This window comes from Aestuariivirga sp. (genome assembly GCF_046093005.1).
Lineage (GTDB): Bacteria > Pseudomonadota > Alphaproteobacteria > Rhizobiales > Aestuariivirgaceae > Aestuariivirga.
Map to the genome: position 1 here is coordinate 11,247 of NZ_JBJTER010000042.1, position 17,847 is coordinate 29,093.

The 17,847-nt window shown below is 65.3% G+C and carries 16 protein-coding genes; 6 read left to right on the forward strand and 10 right to left on the reverse strand.

Translation table 11 applies throughout. The features are described 5' to 3' along the window. Positions 1–3: 3 nt before the first annotated feature. The 6 genes from uxuA to ACKOED_RS03345 all read right to left on the reverse strand — a co-directional run bounded on the left by uxuA (position 4) and on the right by ACKOED_RS03345 (position 7,238). A complete protein-coding gene (uxuA, locus tag ACKOED_RS03320; protein ID WP_408915151.1) occupies positions 4–1,176 on the reverse strand; it encodes a mannonate dehydratase in 1,173 nt (390 codons plus the stop codon). Then, on the reverse strand, positions 1,173–2,627 hold the full coding sequence (locus ACKOED_RS03325) for a mannitol dehydrogenase family protein (protein WP_408915152.1): 1,455 nt from the start codon (positions 2,625–2,627) through the stop codon (positions 1,173–1,175). The genes uxuA and ACKOED_RS03325 overlap by 4 nt, the downstream gene beginning before the upstream one ends. After that, a complete protein-coding gene (locus ACKOED_RS03330; RefSeq protein WP_408915154.1) occupies positions 2,627–4,135 on the reverse strand; it encodes a sugar ABC transporter ATP-binding protein in 1,509 nt (502 codons plus the stop codon). Before ACKOED_RS03330 ends, ACKOED_RS03325 begins: the two co-directional genes overlap by 1 nt. Position 4,136: 1 nt before the next feature. Beyond that, complete coding sequence (locus ACKOED_RS03335; RefSeq protein WP_408915156.1) at positions 4,137–5,111, reverse strand: ABC transporter permease; 975 nt, start codon at positions 5,109–5,111, stop codon at positions 4,137–4,139. Further along, positions 5,111–6,151 (reverse strand): ABC transporter permease, encoded by a 1,041-nt coding sequence (locus tag ACKOED_RS03340; protein ID WP_408915157.1) that lies wholly within the window; start codon positions 6,149–6,151, stop codon positions 5,111–5,113. Before ACKOED_RS03340 ends, ACKOED_RS03335 begins: the two co-directional genes overlap by 1 nt. Before the next feature lie 61 nt (positions 6,152–6,212). Further along, the gene (locus ACKOED_RS03345; protein WP_408915158.1) at positions 6,213–7,238 is read right to left on the reverse strand and encodes a sugar ABC transporter substrate-binding protein; all 1,026 of its coding nucleotides are present in this window, start codon (positions 7,236–7,238) and stop codon (positions 6,213–6,215) included. 100 nt (positions 7,239–7,338) lie between these two features. Here ACKOED_RS03345 and ACKOED_RS03350 point away from each other — a divergent pair, with 100 nt between their 5' ends. Continuing rightward, positions 7,339–8,067, forward strand: coding sequence for a GntR family transcriptional regulator (locus tag ACKOED_RS03350; protein WP_408915159.1), 729 nt, complete (start codon positions 7,339–7,341; stop codon positions 8,065–8,067). Positions 8,068–8,071: 4 nt separating this feature from the next. Further along, positions 8,072–9,082: a zinc-binding alcohol dehydrogenase family protein gene (locus ACKOED_RS03355; protein ID WP_408915179.1), complete on the forward strand. Its 1,011-nt coding sequence runs from the start codon at positions 8,072–8,074 to the stop codon at positions 9,080–9,082. Between the two features lie 113 nt (positions 9,083–9,195). On the opposite strand, the gene ACKOED_RS03360 is transcribed toward ACKOED_RS03355, so the two are convergent. After that, on the reverse strand, positions 9,196–9,504 hold the full coding sequence (locus ACKOED_RS03360; RefSeq protein WP_408915160.1) for a hypothetical protein: 309 nt from the start codon (positions 9,502–9,504) through the stop codon (positions 9,196–9,198). 1 nt (position 9,505) lies between these two features. On the opposite strand from ACKOED_RS03360, the gene ACKOED_RS03365 reads away from it, so the two are divergent. Then, a complete protein-coding gene (locus ACKOED_RS03365) occupies positions 9,506–9,670 on the forward strand; it encodes a hypothetical protein (protein WP_408915161.1) in 165 nt (54 codons plus the stop codon). Between the two features lie 22 nt (positions 9,671–9,692). Here the strand turns inward: ACKOED_RS03365 and ACKOED_RS03370 are convergent, their stop codons facing one another. Next, positions 9,693–10,394 (reverse strand): VIT family protein, encoded by a 702-nt coding sequence (locus tag ACKOED_RS03370; protein WP_408915162.1) that lies wholly within the window; start codon positions 10,392–10,394, stop codon positions 9,693–9,695. Between the two features lie 134 nt (positions 10,395–10,528). Between ACKOED_RS03370 and ACKOED_RS03375 the strand changes: the two genes are divergently transcribed. The 3 genes from ACKOED_RS03375 (at position 10,529) to ACKOED_RS03385 (ending at position 15,994) form a co-directional block, all read left to right on the forward strand. Continuing rightward, complete coding sequence (locus ACKOED_RS03375) at positions 10,529–12,607, forward strand: hydantoinase/oxoprolinase family protein (protein WP_408915163.1); 2,079 nt, start codon at positions 10,529–10,531, stop codon at positions 12,605–12,607. Next, a complete protein-coding gene (locus tag ACKOED_RS03380) occupies positions 12,604–14,274 on the forward strand; it encodes a hydantoinase B/oxoprolinase family protein (RefSeq protein WP_408915164.1) in 1,671 nt (556 codons plus the stop codon). The genes ACKOED_RS03375 and ACKOED_RS03380 overlap by 4 nt, the downstream gene beginning before the upstream one ends. 229 nt (positions 14,275–14,503) lie before the next feature. Beyond that, positions 14,504–15,994, forward strand: a complete 1,491-nt coding sequence (locus ACKOED_RS03385; protein WP_408915165.1) for a trypsin-like serine protease — start codon at positions 14,504–14,506, stop codon at positions 15,992–15,994. 6 nt (positions 15,995–16,000) lie between these two features. Here ACKOED_RS03385 and kynB read toward each other — a convergent pair whose 3' ends face one another. Further along, a complete protein-coding gene (gene kynB, locus ACKOED_RS03390) occupies positions 16,001–16,618 on the reverse strand; it encodes an arylformamidase (protein WP_408915166.1) in 618 nt (205 codons plus the stop codon). Further along, the gene (gene kynU / locus ACKOED_RS03395; RefSeq protein ID WP_408915167.1) at positions 16,615–17,847 is read right to left on the reverse strand and encodes a kynureninase; all 1,233 of its coding nucleotides are present in this window, start codon (positions 17,845–17,847) and stop codon (positions 16,615–16,617) included. The genes kynB and kynU overlap by 4 nt, the downstream gene beginning before the upstream one ends.

The following is a 17,847-nucleotide window of genomic DNA, read 5'->3' on the forward strand; positions in this document are numbered from 1 at the left end:
TCCCTAATGCACCTTGCCGGCGCGGAAAGCATCGACGGTGCGCATTACGCCGCGCAGTTCCGCAAGGCCCTTGAGGCGGCCGATGCAGGAATAGCCTGGGTTCACCTTCTTGCCGATGTCGTCGACGATCAGATGGCCGTGGTCCGGCCGCATTGGAATCTCGCGGGCCCCGGCGGTTTCGATGTCGCGCAGCGCCGCCACCACGCCGATCATGTCAGTATCGCCGTCGAGATGCTCGGATTCGTAGAAGGACCCATCCGCCTCGCGCCTGGTATTGCGCAGATGCGCGAAATGGATGCGCGAGCCGAATTGCCGCGCCATGGCCGTGAGGTCGTTCGCGGGATTGGCGCCATAGGAGCCGGTGCACAGCGTGACGCCATTGGCGGGGCTCGGCACGGCCTCGAGGAGCCGCGCGGTATCCGCCGCGGTTGAATTGACGCGCGGCAGGCCGAACAGCGGAAACGGCGGATCGTCGGGGTGAATGGCGAGCCTGACGCCAGCCTCCTCGGCGGTCGCGGCGATCTCCCGCACGAACAAAAACAGGTGCTCCCGAAGACCATCCACCGTAATGTCGCGGTATTCGTCGAGCTGGCGGAGAAAGCTTTGCCGGTCATAGACGGTCTCGCGGGCCGGCACCCAATCGATGAGGTTGCGCTCCAGCTGGGAAATCTTGCTCTCCGGCCATGAGGAAAGCCGCTGCCGCGCGGCTTCGATGCGGCTTTTGGGGTGATCCGCCTCGGCGCCGCGCCGCTTCAGGATCAGCACGTCATAGGCGCAGAAATCCACAATATCGAAGCGCAGCGCCGTGCCGCCATTGGCGAGCGGCCAGTCGAGATCGGTGCGCGTCCAGTCGGTGATCGCCATGAAGTTATAGCAGCATACCTTGATGCCGGCGCGGCCGACGGCGCGGAGCGAGGCCTTGTGGTTGTCGATCTTCTGACGATAATCGCCGGTTCGCGTCTTGATGGCTTCGGGAACGGCGATGCTTTCCACCACATCCCAGGTGAGGCCGGCCGCTTCGATCATGGCCTTGCGCCTCGCCATTTCCTCATCGGTCCAGGCCTGGCCGCGGTTCATGTGATGGAGTGCCGAGACCACGCCCGTGGCGCCCGCCTGGCGCACATGGGCGAGCGTCACGGGGTCATCTGGGCCGAACCAGCGCCAGGTCTGTTTCATGGATGTTCGCTCCGGAACTTGCGATAGGTTTCGCGGCTGCCGTGACGGATCAGGCGGTCGAGCGCACTGGTGACGGCGGCGGTGAAAACGGGATTGGCGGGAAGGTCACGCCCGAACACGTCTTCAACCGCCAGCAGGGCCGGGGCGAGGCGCTCGGCCGCAAGCCCCGCGCTTGCGGCGCGCTCCTGCAAATCGGCGCGCAAGGGATCGCGCACGTCGATGGCCTCACCTTGTTCGTCGACCCCGGTGACATAACGCATCCAGGCCGCCACCCCCAGCGCCAGCGCGTCGATGGCGCCACCCGTCTTGAGCCGGTCACGAATGGTGCCGAGCAGCCGCTGCGGCAGTTTCTGCGATCCGTCCATGGCGATCTGCCAGGTGCGGTGACGGAGTCCAGGATTGCGAAACCGCTTGAGCAGCGCCTGCTTGTAGGCGGTGATGTCGGCGCCGGGTGGCGGCGCCAGCGTTGGCGTGACCTCCACATCCATCAGATAAGCGATGAGGTGACGGAGATCGTCGTCCTGCATGCAGTCTGACACCGTCTCATGACCAGCCAGATAGCCGAGGTAGCTCATTGTCGAATGGGCGCCATTGAGCAGCCGGAGCTTCATCAGCTCGAAAGGCGCCACGGCGGTGACGAAGGTGGCGCGCCAGTCGGGACGGCCTTGCGGAAAGTTATCCTCGACTACCCAGTTGTTATAGACTTCGGTCACCACCGGCCAACGGTCCTCAAGTCCGGTCGCGGCGGCGATGCGCGCGCGGTCGGCATCGGTGGTGGCGGGCACGATGCGGTCCAGCATCGTGGCCGGAAAGGCGACGTTTTCCATCACATGCGCGGCGAGCGCCGGGTCACGCAAATGAGCAAGCCGTGTGACGACTCTGGCTACAGTGCGCCCGTTATCGGGAAGATTGTCGCAGCAGAGCACGGTGAAGGCCGGAAGCCCGCGCTGTTTGCGTTGCCGGATCGCCTCCACGAGAAAGCCCGGCGCCGACCGGGGCCGGAGCGGATGGGCGAGATCATGAACAATGTCCGGGTGGTTTTCGTTGATCTCGCCAGTGGCCGGATCGTGGCAATAGCCTTTCTCGGTGACGGTGAGCGAAACGATCTTCACGGCTGGCCGGCACATCGCCTCGATCAGCGCGAGCGGGTCTTCCGGAGCAACCAGAATGCCACGCAGCGCGCCAATGACGCGGCAGCGCTCGCCGGACTCGTCGGTTTCCGCGAGCGTGTAAAGGTAGTCCTGCGGGGCCAGCGCGTCGCGTGTCTCGGGCGACCGGAGGCTGACGCCCAGGATGCCCCATTGATGGCCGCCCCGGCGGATCGCATCGTCGGTGTAGTCCGCCTGATGGGCGCGGTGGAAAGCGCCGGCACCCAGATGCACGATGCCGATCTCGAGCCGCGTCGGGTCATAGCCAAGCGGGCCGCAGGTGGCGAGGGAGAGCCTCTTCATCAAGCGGCCTTTCGGTCGTGGATGAGGCTCATGATGGCGGTACTGACGCGTTCATAGTTCCGGTCATTCTCGACCATGCCCTGGATGCGGTAATCTTCCATCACCGCCACGCGATCGGCCACATCCACCATTTCCGGCAGGTCGGAGGTGATGAGCAGCACCGCCGTTCCACTCTCGGCGAGCTCATGGATCAGATCATGGAGATAGGCCTTGGTCTTGATATCGATGCCGACCGACGGCTCATCGATGATCAACAGCCTCACGCCGGCGGCGATCCATTTCGCCACCGACACCTTCTGCTGGTTGCCGCCCGAGAGATTACCGATGATCTGATCGAGCGAGGGCGTCTTCACCTCCAGCCGCCGCAGAATGGGCCCTACCTTGCGGGCCACGGTCTGGTCGCCGAGCAGGCCCAGCATGCCAGCGAGGCTGCGCCACACCGTGATGCCCGCATTGGCGAGCACCGAATGCAGCAGGATCAAGCCTTCGCCCTTACGATCCTCGCTCACATAGCCGATGCCGCGCTCCAGCGCCTGGGCGACGGAGCCAATATTCACGGGATGGCCAGAAACCAGAATCTCGCCGCCGGTCTGCCGCGACAGTCCCAGCACCGCCTTGGCAAGCTCGCTGCGGCCAGCACCCACCAGGCCATAGAGACCGAGAATCTCGCCGGGGCGGACGCTGAGCGAAACATTCTCATGCCCGGCGGCGGAGCAATAGTTTCGAAGCTCCAGATAGGGCGGCGCGCTGGGCATGGGGCGGGGCGCGCGGCGGGCGATCCGCTCGGCGCGGCCGATCATCATCTTCACAACATCGTCGCGGGACAGGGATTTGAGATTGGCGCTGTCACAGGCGTTGCGGCCATCGCGCAGCACCGTCACCGTATCGCAGATGTCGAAGACTTCCTCCAGCTTGTGGCTGACGAAGACGATGGCCGCGCCCTCGTCGCGCAGCTTGCGAAGGATACGGAAGAGCACCTGCGTCTCGGCCGGGGTAAGCGATGCCGTGGGCTCGTCGAGCAGCAATACGCGCGATTTGAGAGACAGCGCCTTGCCGATCTCCACGAGTTGCATCTGGGCCACGCTGAGGCGCGAGACGGGGGTCATGGGGTCGATGTCGAGGTCCAGCTGTTCGAGCCAGCGCTTTGCCTCGGCGGCGAGCCGCCGGTAATCGACGGGCGAGAGCGCGTGCCCGCCAAGGCGGTCGAGCATCAGGTTTTCAGCCACCGAGAAACGTGTGACAAGGTTGCGCTCCTGATGCACGACTGCGAGGCCATTGGCTGCCGCCTGGCGTGGATTGGCGAAGCGCACGGGGCGGCCCTCCATGGCGATGGCGCCGCTATCCGCGGCATGCAGCCCGGTCATGATCTTGATCAGCGTGGACTTGCCCGCGCCATTCTCGCCCAGCAGGGCGTGGATCGAGCCACTGCGGAGCGTCATCGATACATTGTCCAGCGCCTTGACGCCGGGAAACGACTTGCTGACTCCGGAGACCGTGAGCGCTGCCATGTCAGCGGGCCTCGTTCAGCTTGGCGATGCGGATCTCGCGGAAGCGGTTGATGCCCACCGCCCACAGGATCAGCGCTCCGAGCACGATCTGCACCACGAAGGGATCGATGGCGAACAGCACCAGCGCCTGGGTGATGATGGCGATGATCACCACCCCGAAGAAGGTTCCCGACACGCTCACATGGCCGCCGGTCAGAACCGCGCCGCCGATCACCGGCGCTGCGAAGGAGGAGATCAGCCAGTCATCGCCGATGGTCGGCTGCCCGATCTGCAGCCGCGCCACCAGCATCATGCCGGCAATGGCGGCCAGCGCGCCGGAGATGGCATAGGCCCAGATGATGGTGGCGGTCACATTGATGCCCGAGAGCTCGGCGGCGGTGCGATTGCCGCCGACCGCCAGGATGTAGCGGCCGATCCGCAGGCGGTTGAACAGATACCACATGCCGAGCCCCGCCGCGATCATCGGCAGCACCAGCCATGGGATGGGACTTCCGAAAATACCGAGGTTTCCGAAGTCCTTCACGGCCTGTGGCACGCCATAGAACGGCTGCGCTTCGGTGATGCCGAGATTGATGCCCTTGAATATCTGCAGCCCGGCCAGGGTGATGATGAAGGCCGAGATACCGGTGCGGGCGATGATGAAGCCGGTGGCGACGCCCGCCAACATGCCGATGGAAAGACCCATCAGCATGGCCGCAATCGGCGGCACGCCGTAGAGTTCCATCACCGCCACGAAACAGATGGCCACCAGCCCGCCGAACGCGCCAAGCGCCAGGTTCATCTGGCCGATGGCGATGATCACCAGCTGGCCCAGCGCCACCACCATGTTGACGGAGATGGCTGAGAGCAGAACCAGAATGTTGAACGGCGAAAGAAAACTGGGCTGGGCGATGGAAATCGCCGCCACCGCGACGAGGCAGACGATGGCGGGCCCAACCCAGTCATTGTCGAATATGCGTCCAAAGCGGCTGTGCATCAGATCAACCCCCTGGCGCGCAGCATGCCCTGGCGCAGACGGTCGGCGAGCACGGCGAGCAGCAACAGCGTGCCGAGACAGGCGAGGATCCAGAATTCGCCCACCCGCATCAGCAAGAGGCCGCTGGTCATCACGGTCACGAAGGTCGCGCCCAGCAGCGTGCCGATGACCGACACGCGGCCGCCGGAGAGCAGTGTTCCTCCGAGCACCGGCGCAAGGAAGGCAGGCAGAAGCCAGTCCTGGCCGAGTTGACCGGCCATCGACGGCACCGCAGCACCGGTGCGGGCGGTCAGCATCAGGCCGGCGATGGCGGCAAGCGCGCCGGTCAGCACATGGCAGGCCGTGATGACGCGGCCGGTGCGGATGCCGGAGAGTTCAGCGGCGCGCGGATTGGCGCCGGCCGCCAGCATCTGCCGGCCCAGCGTGGTGAAGCGGTAGAACAGGCTGAGGCACACGCAGGTCACGAGCGCAAGGATCAGCAGAACCGAAACCGAGCCGAAGAAACGCAGCTTGCCGAACGCCATCACCGCGGCCGGCAGTTCGTTGAAGGCCTGCGCCTTGCTCAGGAACACCATGACGCCGAAGAAGATGCTCATGCTGGCGAGCGTAATGATGAAGCTGTGGACGCCAGAGCGCACCACCGCATAGCCGTTGATGAAGCCCAGAAGCGCGCCGAACAGAATTCCCCCCGGCACCGCGAGCGCCAGCGGCACGCCCATTGACTGGGCCAGCCAGCCAAATACCATGGCGGCGCAGACGCCGATCGCGCCCACCGAGAGATCGAGACCGCCGGTGACGATCACCGCCATCATGGCAAGCCCGATCATCGTATCGATGCCGATCTGGCGGCCGATGGTGAACAGGCTGAAGGGGGAGGTGAAACCGGGGAGGGCGGCTGCGAAGCCGGTAAAGGCGATTACAATCAGAACCGCGAGCCCGAACTCATTGCTGAGCAACAGGCGCGTGAGGTTTCCACCTTGCCGTGTGGCCGGCGCGGCGTCCTCTCTGTTGTCGCTGTCATGGGTGACGGCCTGGGTCATCGGTGAGGCAGAAGCTAGCCCCTTCCCCCGCTCGGAGGGAAGGGGCCATGGGATGCCGCCGTTATGAGCAGACCAGGTAGTCTTTCTCGAAGTTTGCGAGAATGTCCTTGGTGATGCCGCGCATGGCGTCAACATAGGTGTCAACCTGTGTGGCATCGACGAACACCGTGCCCGAGTCAACGAACTTGGTGGTGAGCGCGTTGGACTTCCAGGGTGCGTCGTCCTTCAGCTTGCAGCCGGTGCGCAGCTTATTCAGCACATAGGAGCCGATATAGCCCTGGCCATAGGGGTTCTGCAGCATGGTGCCGTTGACGAAACCGTCCTTGATGGCCTGAAGCACGACCTCGTCATGGTCGATACCGACCATCTTGATGCGCTTGTCGCCGATCTTGCGCAGCGAATTGGCCGCCGTCACCGCTGGAACCCAGGCCGTGGTCACGATGCCGTCGACATTGGCCGCATTGGCCGCCAGATAGGCGTTGATCTTCTCCTCGGCGGGCTGCGGCGCGTCGATGTCGGCGATCACCTGGACCACTTCCACCGCGCCGTTGGTCTCGGCCGCAGCCTTATTGACGGCATCGATGCGGAGCTGGGTGTTGGGGTCAACGAGGAAGCCCGTGAAATGGGCGATCCTGCCCTTGCCGCCCATGGCCTTGATGAGCTCCTTGGTGCCGAGATAGGCGGAGTTGCCGGTGTCCGTGCCCATGCAGAACAAGGCCTGGGTCGGGTCCTTGAGGCAACCCGCGGTGGCAATGGCCTGGCCACCGTTCTCGGTGATCTCCTGGACGACGGCGTTGGTGCCCACGGCGTCACCGGGGAAAATGAGGAAGGAATTGTATCCCTGCGTCAGCAGGCTTTCGAGCAGCTGGCTTTGCTGCGCGAGCTCCCACTTCTGCGGCACGCGGTAGTCGCCGGCACCGAGGTTGAAGTCCTTCATCGCATCCTGTCCGGCCTGCTCCCAGGCGGCGAAATAGGGATGCGGACCGCCCGGAACCAGCGCCACCTTGGTGCCGGGGTCGGCCATGGCGGGACTGAGAGCAGCAATGCAGACGCCGGCGGCGGCGATCAGCTTGGCGAATGATTTCATAGTGTTTCTCCCTTTTGCGGCGGCAGAATGGGGTTGATCTTTGGGCCGCTAGGGTGCATCCTAGTATACAAGTGTTCATGCGACAAGACGGAATCTGCTGATGTCGATAGTTGGTGAGCGACAGCAACCGAGCCCGGCGGGCGAAGCCGCCATCCGCCTGATCGACCGCAAGCTGCCGGCCGCTGATCAGATCTACCGCGCACTCCGGGATGCCATCATCTCCGGCGGCTTCCGTCCGCGCGAGGCTTTGAGCGAAAGCCGCATCTGCCTGATGTTCGGCGTTTCACGGTCGCCAGTGCGCATCGCCTTGACGAGGCTTGCCGAGGACGGACTGGTCGATGTCTTTCCGCAGCGCGGCAGTTTCGTCGCGCCGATCAAGCTGCGGCAGGTGAAGGAAGGGCATTTCGCCCGGGTGGCGCTTGAGCTTGCCTTGCTGCGTGAGGCGGCGGCGCGATGGTCCTCCCGCAGCGGCGAATCCTTGCGCGAGGCGCTGAAGCAACAAAAGAAACATGCGCGGCTTGGCGACGCCTGGAGCTTTCACGTGGCTGATGAACAGTTCCACAGCGGCTTTGCCGGCATCGCCGGCCTCGATGGCGTCTGGGACACGGTGCAAGGCGTCAAGACGCATCTTGACCGTGTGCGCCATCTGGCAAATCCTGTGAAAGGCCACATGGAACGGGTAATCGCTGAACATGAGGCGATTGTCGCAGCGCTTGACGCCGGCCGCGCTGACGAGGCTGTGGACGCCCTGCGGACGCATCTGGATTCGCTGCATTCCACCATTTCGCGGCTGAAGCCGCTGCATGAGGACTACTTCACCGATGACTGAGACGATGCGGGCGGTGGTCTGCCGCAACCCTGGAGAACTCGAGATCGTTGAACGGCCCGTGCCGGTGCGCAAGCCTGGCGAAGCCCTGGTCCGCATCCGGCGCATCGGTGTGTGCGGCACTGACCTTCACATATTTCAGGGCGATCAGCCCTATTTCGTCTATCCGCGGATCATGGGCCATGAACTGTCCGGTGAGATCGTCGAGTCCGATCCGTCGTCAAGGCTGAAATCCGGCGATTGCGTCTACATCGTGCCCTATCTTCATTGCGGCCACTGCATTGCCTGCCGCGCCGGAAAGACAAATTGCTGCACCAGCCTCAAGGTACTCGGCGTTCATATTGACGGCGGCATGTGCGAGTATCTGGCGCTGCCTGAGTCCGTGCTCTTCAAGGCCGAGGGCATTTCGCTGGACGAGGCTGCGATGGTGGAGTTTCTGGCCATTGGCGCGCATGCGGTGGCGCGCGCCGCACTCATTCCCGGGCAGCGGGTGCTGGTCATGGGGGCGGGGCCGATCGGCGTCGGCGTCGTGCTTTTCGCGCGGCTGCGCGGCGCCGAGGTAACGGTAATCGAGAGCCGCCCGGACCGCCTCTCTTTCGCCTCCCGGGTTCTCGGCGCCACCCACGCCCTGCCGCCGGGCGATGGCGATATGGCGCGGCTTCAGGAGATCTCCGGCGGCGACTATTTCTCCGCTGTCTTTGATTGCACCGGCAGCCTGACGGCAATGGAGCGCGGCTTTTCCTTCGTGGCGCATGGCGGAACCTATGTGCTGGTCTCCATCGTGCAGGGCATGATCAGCTTCAGCGATCCCGAGTTCCACAGGCGGGAGATGACCCTGCTGTCGAGCCGCAATGCCACGCTTGCTGACTTTACAGCCGTGATGGCGGCGCTGCATGCCGGGCATATTCCCACCAGCGCGATCAGAACCCATCGGGCACCACTGTGGCAGGCTGGCCAGCGGTTCCCGGATTGGCTGAAGCCTGAGTCAGGGGCGATCAAGGCCATGCTTGAAACGTAGCCCCGCGGCCTGCCGGTGTTGGGAATCACCCTCCAAGGCATCCTGGGGCATTTGTCCTGTCGCGCTCGCTTCGCTCGTCATCAGCGTCTGGCGGGCGGCGGGCTGACCGCTGCTCAGGTGATGACGCTGACCTCGATGTCGGCGTCAATCGCCAGCGTGGCCGCCACTGAACCGCCCGAAGTGAGGTTCCAGAGATCATAGGCGCCGCCGACGCCGCCATCGAGGCCCACATCGCTCGCCACCAGTTGCCAGGTATGGCTGTCCGGCAGCGGCCCAGCGCCATCCGGATCGAGATCGAACAGGATCACGTCATCATCGGCGCCGCCTTCGACAATGATGCGCGTCGGCGCTGTCGTGGCCGTGAAATGGAACAGCCGGTCATATTCGGCGGCCAGCACGTCGCGGGCTTCGATCTGGAGCACATTGGCGCCGCTGCCGGACAGTCATACCTGGCAGCTCGCGGCGAGCGATGTGGGCCTCGATGGCAGTGCCGGGGGCGCCTATGATCTCTGGAACCTCACCTCAGGCGGCACGGTGGCTGCAACGCTGGCGATCGACGCCGATATCGAGGTCAGCGTTGTCACCTGACTGACAGGCGTGAACCCCGGCCTCACACGACGGTTCCAAACAGAGCGCCGATGGCGGCGGTCAGCCCCATTGCAAGCGCGCCCCAGAAGGTGACGCGCGATGCCGCTTTGAGCATATTCGCGCCGCCCGCCCGGGCAGCGATGGCGCCCAGAAGTGCGAGGAACAACAGCGATGCGATTGACACGCCCATAACCAGCGAGGATGGCGGCAGGATCAGCACGAGGGCCAGCGGCAAGGCCGCGCCCACCGAGAACGTGGCGGCGGAGGCCAGCGCCGCCTGGATCGGGCGCGCCGCCGTCACCTCGGAGATGCCGAGTTCATCGGCCGCATGCGCGGCGAGCGCGTCCTTGGCCATCAGCTGTTCGGCAACCTGGCGGGCCAGTTCAGGCGTCAGGCCGCGCTTCACATAGATTTGCGCCAGCTCCTCGCGCCCGAAGGCCGGTTGCGAGGCGAGTTCGGCGCGCTCGCGCGCCAGGTCCGCCTGTTCGGTGTCGGCCTGTGAGCTTACGGAAACATATTCTCCCGCCGCCATCGACATCGCCCCCGCGACCAGCCCCGCAACGCCCGCCACCAGCACCTCCGAGGTGCCGGCCGAGGCCGCCGCCACGCCGACGATCAGGCTGGCGGTGGAGACGATGCCGTCATTGGCGCCCAGAACCGCTGCCCTGAGCCAGCCGATACGCGAAACGAGGTGGGATTCAGGATGAAGGTGGAGTCGCGACATGGTCTTCCTCCATCGCCGGTTTCGGCGAACAGACCATTCTTTAGCCCATTGCGCCCGCCGGGCAAAACTGTTCTTGAAACAAAAGCCGCGCCAAGTCTCTTGCCAGCCACAAGGGCCGGGCCTAACCAGAGCCCATGGCGAAAGCAGCAAGACTGGCCGCCGACATTGGCGGCACCTTCACCGATATCGTTCTCGAAAACGGCCCCAGGCGCTGGAGCGGCAAGGTGCTGACCACGACTCACGCGCCGGAGCTTGGCGTCATCGAGGGCATCGTGGCCGTGCTGGCGCAATCCGGCCACCGGCCCGAAGATGTCGCGGTGTTCATCCATGGCACGACGCTCGCCACCAATGCGCTGATCGAACGCAAGGGCGCCAAAACCGCCTTCATCACCACGGAGGGCTTCAGGGACATTGTCGAGCAGGGTTACGAGAAGCGCTTCGATCACTATGACCTGATGATCGACCGCCCAGCGCCCCTTGCGCCGCGCACGCTGCGCTTCGAAGTGCGCGAGCGCCTGTCAGCCGAGGGCGAGGTGCTGGTCCCGCTGGATGAAAGCGCCATCGCGCCGCTTGCCCGGCGGATTGCCGCCACTGGCGCTGGCGCGGTGGCCATCGGCTTTCTGCACGCCTATGCCCATGACCGGCACGAGACGCGGGTGCGCGAACTGCTGCAGCGCCATTTGCCGAAGGACGTGACGGTGTGCATCTCGAGCGAAGTGGCGCCCGAGATCCGCGAATATGAACGCTTCTCCACCACGCTCGCCAATGCCTATGTGAGGCCCTTGATGGCGAGTTATCTTTACCGGCTGCGTGACCGGCTGCGCGAGATGAAACTCACCGCGCCCTTGTTCCTGATGATGTCGGGCGGCGGCCTCACCACGCTGGAAACGGCCGCGCGGTTTCCGATCAGGCTTGTCGAGTCAGGCCCGGCGGGCGGCGCCATCCTCGCGCGCCAGATCGCCGCCGAATGCCGGCTGCCGCATGTGCTTTCCTTCGACATGGGCGGCACCACCGCCAAGATCTGCCTGCTCAGTGACGGCGAACCGGAACGGGCGCGGAAATTCGAGATCGCGCGCGCCTACCGCGACATGAAGGGCTCCGGCATTCCGGTGCGCATTCCGGTGATCGAGATGGTGGAGATCGGGGCGGGCGGCGGCTCCATCGCGCGGGTCGACCGTCTCCAGCGCATCACCGTCGGGCCGGACAGCGCGGGCTCCACGCCGGGGCCCGCCTGCTATGGCCGCGGCGGCACGGAGCCCGCGGTGACCGACGCCAATCTGGTGCTGGGCAAGATCGACCCCGCCTATTTCGCCGGCGGCAAGATCGCGCTCGATGAGCGGGCGGCGCGCGCCGCGCTGAAGAAGAATATCGGCGAGCCGCTGCGGCTGAAGGAGTTCTGGCCCGCCGCGGGCGTCACCGAGATCGTCGAGGAGAACATGGCGAACGCGGCGCGCGTCCATGCCATCGAGCGCGGCCATGACATCTCCGCCTGCACCATGATCGCCTTTGGCGGCGGCGCGCCGCTGCATGCCTGCCGGCTGGCCGAGAAGGTGGGGGTTTCCACCATCATCGTGCCGAAGGGCGCGGGCGTTGGTTCGGCCATCGGTTTTCTGCGCGCGCCGGTGGCCTATGAGATTACCAGGAGTGCCGTCATCGCGCTGGAGGGTTTCGATGCGGGCCGCGTCAACGCGCTGCTGGCGGCGATGACCGCCGATGCGCGGGCCGTGGTGGCGCCCGCACTCGGCAAGCAAAAACCCATCGTGCGCATCATCGCCGATTGCCGCTACATCGGCCAGGGCCATGAAATCCGGGTCAGCGTGCCGGTGCGCAAGCTGGCCGCCGCTGACGGTGCAAAGCTCAAGGCCGCCTTTGAGCGCCTCTATGAGCAGGTCTATGGCCTGCGCATTCCGGGCCAGGATGCCGAGGCCATCACCTGGTCAGTGACCGTCTCAGCCGCCGCGCGGCGGCCGAAGCCCGCGGTTCGCGCCGTGAAGCAAGCCGCGCGAAAGCCGGTGGGCAGGCGCGGCGTCTATGAGCCCTCCCTGGGAAGGCTGGTGGAGGCGCCGGTCTACTGGCGCTTCGACATGAAGCCGGGCTCGGCCATCAAAGGCCCCGCCATCATCGCCGAGGATGAAACCTCCACCATCGTCGGGGCCGGTTTCAGGGCCTCCGTCAATTCGCTGGGTTACATCGTCATGGAGCGCGCGCGATGAGCAGCAAGGCCCTTTCCGCCATCCGCACCCAGGTGATGTGGAACCGCCTGATCGCGGTAGTCGAGGAGCAGGCGCAATCGCTGTTGCGCACCGCCTTTGGCACCATCACCCGCGAGGCGGGGGACCTTTCGGCCGGCGTCTATGACACCAAAGGCAACATGATCGCCCAGGCGATGACCGGCACGCCCGGCCACGTCAACACCATGGCCACCGCCGTGGCGCATTTCTTCAGGCATTTCCCGCAGGCCTCCATGAAGCCGGGCGATGTTTACATCACCAATGACCCGTGGCTCGGCACCGGGCATCTGTTCGACTATGTGATCATGACGCCGGTGTTTCTGGGCCGGAAGCTGGTCGCCTTCTTCGCCTCCACCTGCCATGTCATCGACGTGGGCGGGGTTGGCATGTCGGCCAAGGCCAATTCCTCATTTGAGGAAGGAACGCTCATCCCGCACCTGATGATCCGCAAGCAGGGCAGGCTCAATGACGAACTCCTGTCGGTAATCCTCGCCAATTCCCGCAGCCCCGTTGAGGTGAAGGGCGATATCCTGTCGCTGATCAGCGCCAATGACACCGGCGCCCGCCGCCTGGCCGGCATGATGACGGAATTCAGGCTCGCCTCGCTGGATAAGCTGGCCCGGCATATCCTGACGCAATCCGAGAAAGGCGCCCGCGCCGCCATCCGCGCGCTGCCCGAGGGCGAGTGGTCCTATGAAATGCCGCTCGATGGCTATGAGCGCGAACTGGTGCTGAAGTCGAAGCTGGCGATCCGCGACGGCAAGGTGACGGTGGATTTCTCGGGCACTTCGCCCGCCTCGCTGTTCGGCATCAACAGCCCGCGCACCTATACCCATGCCTATGCGGTGTTCGGCCTCAAGGCGGTGATCGCGCCGCATGTGCCCAACAACATCGGCTCGCTCTCCTGCTTCGATCTCGTCACCGAGCCCGGCACCATCGTTGATCCCAACCGGCCCTCGCCGGTGACGGCGCGCCATGTGATTGGCCAGATGCTGGCCGACAGCGTGTTCGGCTGCCTCGCCCAGGCGATGCCCGGAACGGTGCAGGCGGAAAGCGCGGGGCCAATCTGGATCCTTTCGCTTTACTCCGCCCACGGACGGGTTCCGCCGGAAGAAACCGCCAAGGCGAGGCGCTTCGCGGTGATCAACATGGGGCTGGGCGGCATCGGCGGCAGGCCCGGCAAGGACGGGCTCTCCACCACCGCTTTCCCGTCGGGCGTGGGCACCATTCCGGTTGAGGTCACCGAAACCCAGTGTCCGCTTTACTTCAAACGCAAACACTACTTCGCAGACTCAGGCGGGGCCGGGCAATGGCGTGGCGGGCTCTCGCAGGTGATCGAGATCGCCAACCGGGAATCGGCCCCCTTCGCCATATCGGCGGCCACCTTCGACCGCATTCACCATCCCGCCCAGGGCCGTGACGGCGGGCTTCCGGGCTGCCGCGGCGCGGCGCGAAAAGGCTCCGGCGCGGATCTGCCGGACAAGGGCGTTCATATCATCCCGCCGGGCGACAGCCTGGTGCTGGAACTCCCCGGCGGCGGCGGCTTCGGGCTGCCTGACAAGCGCGACCGAGCGCTGCTCGAAGCCGATCTGGCGGCGGACGTGGTGACACCGGAAGCGGCGCGGCGGGATTATGGTTATGACGGCTAGGCCGCCGGTTTCGGCGCCATTGTCACCGAATACCGAATACTGTATTCTTTAAACTTCATGACCGGAAGTTTAGGCTTAACCGGAGGCTGTTATGAGCTTCCGTTGTGACACCGAGGAGACGGACATGACCTTTGCCGGCCGGATACTATCTCTGCTTCTGCTCGCCGTGTTCTTTGCCGTCCCCGCGATGGCCACCGAGCTGCGGATCCCCTTGCGGCTTCTGGAAGACGTGGCGCCGGGCGCCAGCCTGCAGCAATTGTCAGGCAGCAATCCGGAGCTGGCGGCGGCGCTGAGCGCGGCGCAGGCCGAAGTGAGCAAAGATGGCCAGGCCCGGGTGGCGGTCAAGACGGCCGTGGCCTTCGCGCCGGAGACGTTGCTCGGCGACTGGGAGCGGACGGTGCAACGCCGCGAGATCGCCAGTGCCGCCGCCGCCCTGCGCAAGGCCATGCCGAAAGCCAAGAACTTTACGGCGCGGTTGGATATGCCCTATGTTTTGTTGACCGTCGATCAAGCGGGGCTGGCGAAACTGCAGACCGTGCCCGGGCTTGTAAAGATTGTGCCAGAGGAGGCATTCAACTGGCGGCGGGACTTCGTCCGGCTCAGAAGCGCCGTCAGGACCAAGGCAGGCACCGCCCCTTCTTCAAAGGCCGAAGCGCGTCGCATCTCGCCGCGCATCGTTGGCGGCACCGATGCCAGCCCGGGCGTTCATCCGTTCCAGGTCGGTCTGATGAACAAAAGGGTTGCGGATAACTTTCAGTCCCAGTTCTGCGGCGGCACCCTGGTTTCGGAGTATCATGTGGTGACGGCGGCCCATTGCGTGGACTTTATCGGAGTTCCACGCAGCCAAGTTCAGGTTCTCGTCGGCACCCAGTCGCTGGCGCGGCGTGGCGGGGGCAACCGTATCAATGTTTCCCGGATCGTGATCCATCCGGGCTGGAACCCGGAAACCAGTGAGTATGACGCCGCTGTGCTGGAACTTGCAACACCGGTCACCGGCATCGCCTTCGCGACACTTGCAACCATGGAGCCCACCACGCCTGGAACTCTCTTGCGCGTTACCGGATGGGGGTGGTTGTCCTTGAGCGGCGATTCTCCATCCAATCTGCAGCAAGTCGATGTGCCGTTCGTGCCGACTGTGTCCGGCGCCTGCGGTTCCCAGGAAGATGTGACGCCCCGGATGATCTGTGCCGGCGGCGAGGCCGGAAAGGATTCCTGCAAAGGCGACTCTGGCGGGCCGCTCACCATCAACCGCGGATCAGGCTTCACGGAACTGGTCGGTATCGTCAGCTTCGGCGAGGATTGCGCTCTTCCAGGATATCCTGGCGTTTACACCAATGTCGCCGAGACCAGCATCAACGGCTTCATCCGCGGCATTGTCGATGCGCCGCGTGCCTTTCAGTTCGAGGTCAGCGCTTATGAGGTCAACGAGGCCGCCCGCCGGGTTACGGTCAGGGTGACGCGCGCGTTCACGGCCGGCACCGCCACTGTGATGGTGGCCGCCGTTCCAGGCACCGCCGCTGCAAGGTCCGACTTCAGGGCCATTTCCCGCAAGATGACCTTCCGGCCGGGCGTGACCTCAGTGTCGGTGCCTATCACCATCGTGAACGACCGCGCGGCAGAAGGTCCGGAGACCTTTACGGTGAGCTTGTCGAGTCCGTCGGGCGGCCTCACGCTGGGAAGCCCGACGGCCGCCACGGTGACCATCATCGACAACGACTGACCGGTTCTACCGCCTCAATACGGCCCGCACCGGTGAGGCATCGAGGTTTTCGAAGCGCAGCGGCAGGGCGATCAGCTCGTAGTCGCCGGGCGTCACATGCGCCAGCATGAGGTTCTCGAGAATCCGCATATTCGCGGCGCGGCAGGCCTGATGGGCGGGCAGCGCCTTCGAGGTTTCGGGGTCGACGGACGGCATGTCGATGCCAACCAGCATCACGCCGTTCCTGGCCAGCAGCGCAATCACCGCGGGGTCAAGCGCCCGGAAGCCAGAAGGCCATGAATGGGGATCGCGCGCCTCGCCAAGCCGAAGCAGGATGCGCGGCGGCGCGCCGGAAAGCGCCGCTTCGATTTCGCCGGGCAGGCACAGCGCTCCAGCACCCCGCGCGTCGATAACCCGGCAGGGCCCGAGAAACGGCGCGAGCGGCATCGCGCCCGCCGCGGCGCCGCCGGCGTCATAATGCAGCGGCGCGTCGGCGTGGCTGCCGCAATGCACGGAGAACGAGACCCGCGATACATTCACCGGGCAAGCGGGCCCGATGCGGAAGGTCCAATCCTCCGTATACGGTGCATCGCCGGGAAAGCCCGCCATGCCGGGCGACAGCGGCTGCGAAATGTCGATGATCATGTCACCGCCTTGCGGGCCAGGAAGCGGGGATCGTCCCACGCCCGCCGCGCCAGGATATCCGCCATGCCGTCCACGGCGTCCCAGGCGTCCACGAAGCGGTTGTAGAGCGGCGCGAAGCCGAAGCGCATCAGGTCCGGCGCGCGGAAATCGCCCACCACCCCGGCGGCGATCAGCGCCTGCATCACGGCATAGGCCTCGGGGTGGCGGAGCGACACATGCGAGCCGCGTTCCGCCATGTCGCGCGGCCCCGCCAGGCTGACGCCGAAGCCCGCGCAGCGTTCCTCGGCGAGGCTGATGAAGGCCTGGCACAGGGCTTCGGACTTGACCCGCACCATGGCCATGTCCACATGATCCCAGACATCGAGCGCGGCATCGAGTGCGGCGAGCGACAGAATGGGCTGCGTGCCGCACTGGTTGCGCAGAATGCCGGGGGCAGGGCGGTAATCGAGGTCGAAGGAAAATGGCGCGGCATGCCCCCACCAGCCGGCGAGCGCTGGCTGCACCTTGTCCTGCAGGCCGGGGCGCACATAGAGGAAGGCCGGCGCGCCGGGTCCGCCATTGAGATACTTGTAGGTACAGCCCAGCGCGAAATCCGCTCCGGCGCCCGCCAGATCGACGGGGAGCGCGCCCGCCGAATGCGCGAGATCCCAGATGGTGAGCGCGCCATGGGCATGCGCCGTGGCGGTCACCGCCGCCATGCCGTGGCGGCGCGCCGTGCGGTAGTCGACCTCGGTGAGCATCACCACGGCCACCTCGCTGCTGATCGCCGCCATCACATCGCCGGGCGCCACGATCTCCAGCCGGTAGCCATCGTCGAGGAGGTCGCGGAACCCCTGCGCCACATAGAGATCGGAGGGGAAGTTGCCGTCGTCGGAGAGGATCACCCGCCGCTCCGGCCTGAGCTTCGCGGCCGCCGCCAGCAGCTTGAACAGATTGACCGAGATGGTGTCGCCCACGATGACGCTATCAGGGGCCGCGCCAGTCAGCCGGGCGATGCGGTTTCCCACCTTGCGCGGCAGGTCGAACCAGCCATGGGAGTTCCAGGAGCCGATCAGCGTTTCACCCCATTGGCGGGTGGCCACCTCGGCAAGCCGGGACGGCACGTGAGCGGGCAGCATGCCCAGCGAATTGCCGTCGAGATAGATCAGGCCTTCGGGGATCGTGAACTGTGCACGCTTGCTGGCCAGCGGATCGGCCTGGTCCAGCGCCTCGAGGTCCTTGCGATCCAT